This window comes from Boseongicola sp. (assembly GCF_057460485.1).
In genome coordinates this window covers 1-7,087 of record NZ_JBVCWP010000200.1, presented here as the reverse complement: position 1 = coordinate 7,087, position 7,087 = coordinate 1, and the positions used below count along the sequence as shown (strand labels likewise).

General features: G+C 55.2%; 8 protein-coding genes. 6 read left to right on the top strand and 2 right to left on the bottom strand.

The annotated features are described in order from the left end of the window. Positions 1 to 193: 193 nt before the first annotated feature. A complete protein-coding gene (gene gap / locus AC221Y_RS17670; RefSeq protein ID WP_299753738.1) occupies positions 194 to 1,195 on the bottom strand; it encodes a type I glyceraldehyde-3-phosphate dehydrogenase in 1,002 nt (333 codons plus the stop codon). Between the two features lie 261 nt (positions 1,196 to 1,456). Then, complete coding sequence (miaA, locus tag AC221Y_RS17665; RefSeq protein WP_486707888.1) at positions 1,457 to 2,347, bottom strand: tRNA (adenosine(37)-N6)-dimethylallyltransferase MiaA; 891 nt, start codon at positions 2,345 to 2,347, stop codon at positions 1,457 to 1,459. A 99-nt stretch (positions 2,348 to 2,446) separates the two neighbouring features. Here miaA and pyrH point away from each other — a divergent pair, with 99 nt between their 5' ends. From pyrH to AC221Y_RS17635, 6 genes are all read left to right on the top strand, one after another. Continuing rightward, positions 2,447 to 3,178, top strand: coding sequence for a UMP kinase (gene pyrH / locus AC221Y_RS17660; protein ID WP_299753740.1), 732 nt, complete (start codon positions 2,447 to 2,449; stop codon positions 3,176 to 3,178). A 142-nt stretch (positions 3,179 to 3,320) separates the two neighbouring features. After that, on the top strand, positions 3,321 to 3,884 hold the full coding sequence (gene frr / locus AC221Y_RS17655) for a ribosome recycling factor (RefSeq protein ID WP_299753741.1): 564 nt from the start codon (positions 3,321 to 3,323) through the stop codon (positions 3,882 to 3,884). A 38-nt stretch (positions 3,885 to 3,922) separates the two neighbouring features. Further along, positions 3,923 to 4,642, top strand: coding sequence for a polyprenyl diphosphate synthase (gene uppS, locus AC221Y_RS17650; RefSeq protein WP_299753742.1), 720 nt, complete (start codon positions 3,923 to 3,925; stop codon positions 4,640 to 4,642). Further along, complete coding sequence (locus AC221Y_RS17645) at positions 4,639 to 5,436, top strand: phosphatidate cytidylyltransferase (RefSeq protein ID WP_299753743.1); 798 nt, start codon at positions 4,639 to 4,641, stop codon at positions 5,434 to 5,436. The genes uppS and AC221Y_RS17645 overlap by 4 nt, the downstream gene beginning before the upstream one ends. After that, positions 5,433 to 6,605: a 1-deoxy-D-xylulose-5-phosphate reductoisomerase gene (gene dxr, locus AC221Y_RS17640; protein WP_299753744.1), complete on the top strand. Its 1,173-nt coding sequence runs from the start codon at positions 5,433 to 5,435 to the stop codon at positions 6,603 to 6,605. The genes AC221Y_RS17645 and dxr overlap by 4 nt, the downstream gene beginning before the upstream one ends. 7 nt (positions 6,606 to 6,612) lie before the next feature. Beyond that, positions 6,613 to 7,087, top strand: a 475-nt coding sequence (locus AC221Y_RS17635; protein ID WP_486707887.1) for a site-2 protease family protein, incomplete at its 3' end; no start/stop codon positions are given.

Below are 7,087 nucleotides of genomic sequence, written 5' to 3'. Positions count from 1 at the left end.
TACTGCTCGATAGGTTTCTTGCCTGTATGAAACCTGCCTCAATAACTTAGCGCCCGCTTCGTGCGGGCGTTTTTTTTGGCGCGTGGCCGGGACGTTTTTTTTCCGGGGTGGTCAACGTTCATATTTCACCGTCATCGAAGCAAAAAAGCCCCGCGTTGGCGGAGCTTTTGGAGGTCCAGTTTTCAGGACATTTTTAAATAAGTTTCGCCATGGCAACAGCCGTATCGCTCATCCGGTTCGAGAAGCCCCACTCGTTGTCATACCAAGTCAGGATCCGCACCATAGTGCCTTCCATGACCTTGGTCTGATCCATGTGGAAAACCGACGAGTGCGGGTCATGGTTGATGTCAATCGACACAAGCGGCTCGTCTGTGTAGCCAAGAATGCCTTTCAACGGTCCGTCTGCTGCGGCGCGGATGGCGTTGTTCACTTCTTCAATGCTGGTGGCGCGGCTGGCTTCGAACGTCAGGTCTACGACCGAAACGTTCGGGGTCGGCACGCGGATTGCGACGCCGTCGAGCTTGCCGTTCAGTTCGGGAAGCACGAGACCAACCGCTTTCGCAGCCCCTGTGGACGTCGGGATCATCGACAAGGCAGCGGCACGTCCACGGTAGAGGTCTTTGTGCATCGTATCCAAAGTTGGCTGGTCGCCGGTATAGCTGTGGATAGTCGTCATGAAGCCTTTGTTGATGCCGATGGCGTCGTTCAGCACTTTAACAACTGGCGCAAGGCAGTTCGTGGTACACGAGGCGTTTGATACAACGATATCGTCTGCGGTCAGCGATGCGTCATTCACGCCAAAGACGATCGTTTTATCCGCATCAGGACCGGGCGCCGAGATCAGCACACGGCTTGATCCGTTCTCAAGGTGGGCCTGACACTTTTCTTTCGATGTGAAAATTCCGGTACATTCCAGAACGATGTCGACATTTGCCCAAGGCAGATCTGCCGGGTTTCGGATTGCTGTGACCTGAATGGGACCGCGGCCGACATCAATTGTTGTATCAGTCGTTGTTACGGTTGCCGGGAAGCGTCCGTGAACACTGTCATAGCGCAACAGATGCGCATTGGTTTCAACTGGGCCGAGATCGTTGATTGCCACGACTTCGATATCGGTGCGGCCAGATTCGATGATTGCACGCAGGACATTACGTCCAATCCGTCCGAATCCGTTTATTGCGACTTTGACTGCCAAAGGTCTTCTCCTGTTCTCGGCTGGATGCATTTAGCGCCAGAAGGCGATCAATCTGATCAGGTCCATGAATTTTCGTCCTAAAAAAATATGCCACTCAAGGCCAAGGACGAAACTCAGCGCGAAAAACGCGCAAAGGAACAAACCAATTCCAAGTGCGATCCTGTTTGTCATCGCGCGACTTATGGCAAACGAAGGGCAAAGGTTAAAGGTTAAAAGAACAAGCGTAGGCTTTGCTTGGAAGGAGGTGTCAGCGCTAACACTTCAGGGGGCGTTGGCGTCGATCCAGCGCCACGTCTTCATACGTCCGCGAAACCAAGTGCGTTGGCGTTTTGCGTATTGCCGGCTGTGTACGATGATGGCTTGTTTTGCGGCGTCCAGTTTCATGTCGCCATTGACGTGCGCCACAAGCTCTGCAGCTCCAATTGCTTTGGCTGAGGGAAGGCCTTGATGCCAGGTGGGGGCATTGGCGCGCGCTTCATCCAGAACGCCGAGTTCCAGCATTGCGTCAAAGCGTCTCTCGATGCGGGGTATCAGCCAGTCTTTTGGCGCAGAAAGGACCAGTGCTTGCGTCTGTTCAATCGGAAGGGCCGGTGGACCTGTTTTGTCCTGCCACGACGCAAGGCCCCGCCCTGTGCTTTGCATCACCTCCCAGGCACGCTGAACACGGCGGGGGTTGGAGGTATCGATCCGTGCGCGCGTGTCGCCATCCAGTTCAGCGATAAGGGTGTCGACGCCATATTGGGCAAGCCGGTCATCGCCTTCGGCTCGGACGTTGTCCGGAGTCGGTGGTATTGTCGCCAACCCATCGCTTAAGGCAGAAAAATAGAGACCTGTGCCGCCGACGATCACGGGTGGCGTTTCGGCAAGTAAAGGCGTGATGTCGCGAAGCCAATCGCCGACCGAGTAGCTTTGCGTACCCGGCACATGTCCATAGAGCCGGTGTGGAACGTCGGCCTCGTCTTTCATCGATGGGCGCGCCGTGAGAACGCGCCAATCGCTATAGACTTGAAGGGCGTCCGCATTGATCACCGGTCGACCAAAACGCGCGGCGATTGCCATCGCCAGAGCGGACTTCCCGCTTGCGGTTGGACCCGCAATTAGGACCGGGAGTTCTGGGCTGAGGGACGCGATGACCCTGTCGATCAAATTCATTTTGCCAAGGCGTCCTTCGTGCGTTGAATCTTGTGCCGTTTTCGGACATTTTCCCGCCGGGCGCAAAGGCGCGTTGAAATGATGCGAGGGACCGGGCTTATGGCAGACAAAACAGGCAAATCATCTTACAAACGCGTCCTTCTGAAGATATCTGGCGAAGCGCTGATGGGAGATCAGGGCTACGGACTTCACCCGCCAACTGTGGCGCGAATCGCGCGTGAAGTGCAATCGGTGCAAGAGATGGGCGTAGAAGTCTGCATGGTTATCGGTGGCGGCAACATATTCCGGGGCTTGCAAGGCTCTGCGCAAGGTATGGAGCGCACCACTGCAGATTACATGGGAATGCTCGCGACGGTGATGAATGCGCTTGCAATGCAGTCTGCGTTGGAAGAGCTGAAAATCCACACCCGCGTGATCTCGGCGATCCGGATGGATGAGGTTGCCGAACCCTATATTCGCCGCCGCGCTGTGCGCCATCTTGAGAAGAAACGTGTGTGCATTTTTGCCGCCGGCACCGGGAACCCTTATTTTACCACCGATACCGCCGCAACACTGCGCGCCAGCGAGATGTCATGTGAAGCGATCTTCAAGGGCACCAAGGTTGATGGCGTATACGACATGGATCCGGTCAAGTACGCCCACGCCAAGCGCTACGATAAGGTGACTTACGACGAAGTTCTGGCGCAGCACCTAGGTGTCATGGATGCATCGGCAATTGCTCTGGCGCGCGACAATGGTTTGCCGATCATTGTGTTCTCCTTGGACGAGCCCGGCGGGTTCCGAGGTATTCTGGCGGGCGAGGGCACCTATACAATCGTACAGGAAAAGTAGAGCCGGGCAAAACACGACCGCCGTTTGGTGCACAAACCCTGCACGATCGCCTTGGCGCGAAAGGCTATACAAAGCTGGCAAAAGCCGGGTATAGAATGGTTAATCCGGCAAAAGCCCGCGAAAATGGATAAGAGAAACAGGCATGGCAGACGACTTCGACATTGATGTTGACGATATTGAGCGCCGAATGGATGGAGCATTGGCTTCGCTTCGGCAGGAATTTTTGACGCTTCGGACAGGGCGCGCTTCGGCATCGATGCTTGAGCCGATTATGGTCGATGCTTATGGGGCTGTGACACCGATCAATCAGGTCGGTACAGTGAATGTACCTGAGCCGCGCATGATCACGGTAAACGTCTGGGACAAGGGTCTCACCGGCAAAGTCGAAAAAGCGATCCGCGAAAGTGGGCTTGGGATTAATCCGGTTGTGGATGGCACGATTATTCGCCTGCCGATCCCCGAGTTGAACGAAGAGCGGCGTCGCGAATTGTCGAAAGTTGCCGGGACCTACGCAGAAAACGCGCGGATTGCGGTTCGCAATGTCCGCAAAGACGGCATGGACCAGATTAAGAGGGCCAAATCCGACGGTATGTCCGAGGATGATCAGAAATTCTGGGAAGGGGCTGTGCAGGAACTCACCGACAAGGGGATCGCAAAAGTCGATGCGTCTCTCGAAAGTAAGCAAGAAGAAATAATGCAGGTGTAAAAGCACCGCGGGGTGGGGCTAAAACTGAGGAGACCCTTTTGGGCAAATCTGAGCGGACCACACCTGAACATGTGGCCATTATTATGGACGGCAATGGCCGTTGGGCGCAGGCGCGCGGCAAGCCAAGGCTTTTCGGGCATCATGCGGGCGCGCTTCGCGTGCGAGAGATCGTTGAGGCCTGTCCCGATCTTGGTGTGAAGTACCTGACGATCTTCGCGTTTTCGACCGAGAACTGGAAGCGGACCCAGACGGAAGTCTCTGGTCTTATGAAGCTTTTCAAACGCTATTTGATGAGCGAAACCAAGCAGTTGGTTGATTCTGGTGTGCGAGTTCGCTTTATTGGCGACCGCATGAAGCTGGACAACACGCTTGTTGCATTGATGGACGAATTGGAGCTTTTGACAAGCTACAATGATCTTGTGCATTTGACCATTGCGTTGAATTACGGCGGACGGGATGAGGTGGCACGTGCCACAAAAAGGCTGTGTCGGGAAGTTGCTGAAGGCAAGCTTGATCCCGAGTCTGTGGACGCGGAAACGCTGGCGCGCCGTTTGGATACTTACGTGCTTCCAGACCCGGATCTGGTGATTCGCACAAGCGGTGAAGCTCGGATCTCGAATTTCCTTTTGTGGCAATCCGCCTATTCGGAATACGAATTCGTCGAAACACTTTGGCCTGATTTCACACGGGATGAGTTTTCCCGTGTACTGTCCGGATATACCAGCCGTGAACGACGTTATGGAGCCGTACCTGGATGAGCAAAGCCGGTGGGGGCCAGTGGAGTGACTTAGGTCAACGCCTTCTTTCAGGTGGTATTGTAGCTTGCGTCGGCCTTTGGACCATGTGGCTGGGTGGATTGGCGTTTCATATCCTGATAGCGGTGATTTGCGGTATTATGTTGTGGGAACTGCAGCGGATGATCGGTGCGGCGAAACGCGCGATCCCGATGGCGGTGATTACGGCTGCCATTCTGCTTGCGGCAATGGAATTACCTGCAGGTTTTGCGCTGCCGTTGCTGCTTTTGCCCGCCATGGTCGGCGTCAGTCAGATCGAGCAGCATCGTTTCACCTATGCAATCTATAGTGCCGTAATCCTTGTCGCCGGCTTTGGGTTGACTGCGCTTCGAGATGATTTTGGGTTTGGGTGGATGGCGTGGCTGGCGCTTGTTGTGATCTCAACGGATATTCTGGGGTATTTCGCGGGCCGCTTTATCGGAGGCCCGAAATTTTGGCCGAAGGTGAGCCCTAAAAAGACATGGTCGGGGACGTTAGCGGGTTGGATTGGGGCTGCGATCATTGGTGCGGTTTATGTGTTCAACGGGGCGGCAGGACTTGAATTGATCGGCGTTTCCATTGCTATTTCAATGGCATCGCAACTTGGTGACGTCTCGGAAAGCGCATTGAAGCGCCGCATGGGCATTAAGGACAGTTCTAACATTATGCCTGGTCACGGCGGTATGTTTGATCGGTTCGATGGAATGCTTGGCGCGTCCATTCTCCTGTTGATCATTGAGGCTTTGGTGGTGTTCCCGCCCATGCCGGTGAGCCTTTGACGCGTAAGGTTTCAATTCTTGGCTCGACCGGTTCCATCGGCTGCAGCACGGTAGGTCTGATTGAGCGAAAGCCGGACACGTTCGATGTAGTTGCGCTTACGGGGGGACGAAATGTCACCAGACTTGCCAAGCAGGCCCGTGCCCTTGGCGCCGAAATTGCCGTAACCGCCTTTGACGATTGTCTTGAGCCGTTGCGGGACGCCTTGTCGGGGACTGGCATCGAGGTTGCGGCGGGCGAAATGGCGCTTTGCGAGGCGGCTGGGCGCCCTGCAGACTGGGTCATGTCCGCCATCGTGGGCGCCGCCGGATTGCCACCGGGCCTGAAAGCACTGGAGCAAGGCACGACGCTTGCCCTGGCGAACAAGGAAAGCCTCGTCACGGCGGGGTCGCTTCTGAAATCAACGGCGGCGGGAAGTGGTGCACGCATCTTGCCTGTCGATAGCGAGCATTCTGCGGTTTTCCAAGGGCTTGTTGGCGAAGACATCGAGACAGTTGAGCGCGTGATTATCACGGCGTCGGGCGGGGCTTTTCGCGATTGGCCAATAGAGAAACTGGCGTCCGCCACATTGGCCGAAGCCTCGTCTCACCCCAATTGGGATATGGGGAAAAGGATCACGATCGATAGTGCGAGCATGTTCAATAAGGCCTTGGAACTTATTGAAACGCATGAATTTTTCAGTATCGATCCGGACAAAATAGAAGTCATTGTGCATCCCGAGAGCCTGATCCATGCGCTTGTTGGTTTTTGCGATGGAGCCTTGATGGCGCACGTCGGCCCACACGATATGCGCCACGCTATCGGCTATGCGTTGAACTGGCCCGAACGCGACCACCTGCCAGTGGAACGTCTTAATCTGGCCGAGATCGGACAATTTACTTTCCACGAGCCCGATGACGAGCGATATCCGGCGCTGGCGCAGGCCAGATGGGTCATGGAAGAAGGCGGATTGGCGGGCGCGGTATTCAACGCGGCCAAAGAGCGCGCGCTTGATGGTTTCATTGAGGAGCGGATCGGATTTTTGGATATGGCAGCAGTTGTCGCAGACGTGATCGAAATAATGTCAGGTGAGGGTCTAGGTTTGGCCGCGATTACGCTAGATAGCGTTCAGCAAGCAGACGAAACGGCGCGCATGCGGGCTGGCGAGTCTATTTTACGGCGACAGAGATAGGGTTTTCATGGACTTGGCAGGGCTGATTCCGACGTTCGGAAGTATAGTATTCACAATCGCGGCGTTCGTTGTGGCGCTTTCGGTGATTGTGGCGATCCATGAGTATGGCCACTATATTGTGGGCCGCTGGACGGGGATCAAAGCGGATGTGTTTTCCGTTGGGTTTGGACCTGTTTTGTTTAGTAAGACAGATCGCCATGGCACTGCCTGGCAGATTGCTGCGCTGCCTTTCGGTGGGTTCGTAAAGTTTCGCGGAGACGGCAATGCGGCTTCGGCAAAAGATGCTGATGCCATGATCGGTCTTTCAGACCAAGATTTGCGGGAAACAATGCACGGCGCACCGCTTTGGGCGCGCACATTGACGGTCCTTGCAGGGCCAGTATTTAACTTTATCCTTTCGTTTCTGATATTTGCGGCCCTTTTGATGACCCGCGGCGTCGCAAGCGACCCGATCACCATCGAAGAGCTTGTTGCGATGCCGT

Bases quoted from the DNA above. Each gene is read 5' to 3' on its own strand.
- frr (WP_299753741.1), top strand. From the start codon at position 3,321: ATGGCAGACGACTTCGACATTGATGTTGACGATATTGAGCGCCGAATG.
- miaA (WP_486707888.1), bottom strand. From the start codon at position 2,347: ATGAATTTGATCGACAGGGTCATCGCGTCCCTCAGCCCAGAACTCCCG.
- pyrH (WP_299753740.1), top strand. From the start codon at position 2,447: ATGGCAGACAAAACAGGCAAATCATCTTACAAACGCGTCCTTCTGAAG.
- AC221Y_RS17645 (WP_299753743.1), top strand. From the start codon at position 4,639: ATGAGCAAAGCCGGTGGGGGCCAGTGGAGTGACTTAGGTCAACGCCTT.